Annotated in this window: 1 protein-coding gene and 1 pseudogene; both read left to right on the top strand. The window is 75.6% G+C overall.

Annotation, left to right across the window (positions count from 1 at the left end):
• A pseudogene (locus AB0C29_RS48615) lies at positions 1-313 on the top strand (hypothetical protein); the annotation flags it as partial.
• On the top strand, positions 310-1372 hold a 1063-nt coding region (locus tag AB0C29_RS48610), incomplete at its 3' end, for a glycosyltransferase family 2 protein (protein ID WP_360835187.1). The pseudogene AB0C29_RS48615 and the gene AB0C29_RS48610, both read left to right, overlap by 4 nt.

Genomic DNA, 1372 nt, shown 5'->3' with positions numbered 1-1372 from the left:
CCTGGTTCAACAACGGCACGCCGCGCTTCTCCGGCTTCGCCGCCTCACTGGCGCTGGCAACTACCTGGGCTGGCTGGGCTTCGCGGTGCTGCTGATGGCCGGGCTCGCCGCCGCCGCGGGGCCGCGCGCCGCCGTGGTCCTGCCGGGCGACACACCGATGCTCGCGCTCTGGTGGTGGACGTACGCTTCCTCCGTGCTCGCCCACGCCGTCTTCCTCGGCCTGCCGGCCTCGGCGCTGTGGGGCGGCGTGCTGATGGGCGCGATCGTGCTGCCGCTGGCCGTACGGCGGGTCCGTCAGCCGGTGCCGGCATGAGGTGGCTGGCGCTGCTCCCGCTGGTCGCGCTGACCACCCACACGATCGTCAACGCGGCATTGCTGCGCCGCCCGCGCACCGGGGCGACGACCACCGAACGGGTCGCCGTGCTGCTGCCGCTGCGCGACGAGGCGGAACGGGTGACGCCGTGCCTGCAGGCGCTGCTGAGCCAGTCCGGCGTGCCGCACCTGGAGATCATCGTGCTCGACGACGGCTCGACCGACGGCACGGCCGAGGTGGTGCGGGCGGTCGCCGGCGACAAGGTACGGCTGCTGACCGGCGCGCCCCTGCCGGCCGGCTGGCTCGGCAAACCGCACGCGTGCGCGCAACTCGCATCCGCGGCCGGCGACGTGGACGTACTGGTTCTTGTGGACGCCGACGTGGTGCTGGCCCCGGGGGCGATCGCCGGCGGGGTCGACCTGCTGCGCTCGGCCGGGGTGCAGTTGCTGTCGCCGTACCCCCGGATCGCCGGGGCCGGGCGGCTCGTGCAGCCGCTGCTGCAGTGGTCCTGGCTGACCTTCCTGCCTTTGCGGGCGATGGAACGCTCGCCGCGACCGTCGCTGGCGGCGGCCGGCGGCCAGTGGCTGGTGCTGGACCGGGCGGGCTACGAGCGGGCCGGCGGGCACGCGGCGGTACGGGACGACGTGCTGGAGGACATCGGGCTGGCCCGGGCGGTCAAACGCGCCGGCGGCCGGATCGCCCTCGCCGACGGCTCGGCGCTGGCGGAGTGCCTGATGTACACCTCGTGGCGGGAGCTGCGTGACGGCTACAGCAAGTCGATGTGGGCGTCCTTCGGGTCGCCGGCCGGGGCTGCCGCGGTGGTCGGGCTGCTGGTGCTGCTCTACGTCGTGCCGCCGGTGGCCGCCGTGGTTCTCCTGGCCGCCGGGGCTGTGGAGCCGGCCGGGTGGGCGCTGGCGGCGTACCTGCTCGGGGTGGTGGGCCGGGTGGTCGCCGCCCGGGCGACCGGCGGCCGGGCCTGGCCCGACGCCCTGGCCCAGCCGGTTTCGATCCTGCTCTTCGCCGCTCTGGTGGTGCGCTCGTTCGCGCTCCGGCGGCGCG

The sequence above is a fragment of the Actinoplanes sp. NPDC048791 genome, from assembly GCF_040650095.1.
Classification (GTDB): domain Bacteria; phylum Actinomycetota; class Actinomycetes; order Mycobacteriales; family Micromonosporaceae; genus Actinoplanes.
Note: the sequence above shows the minus strand (reverse complement) of the source record. Positions and strands in the feature narration are given on the sequence as shown.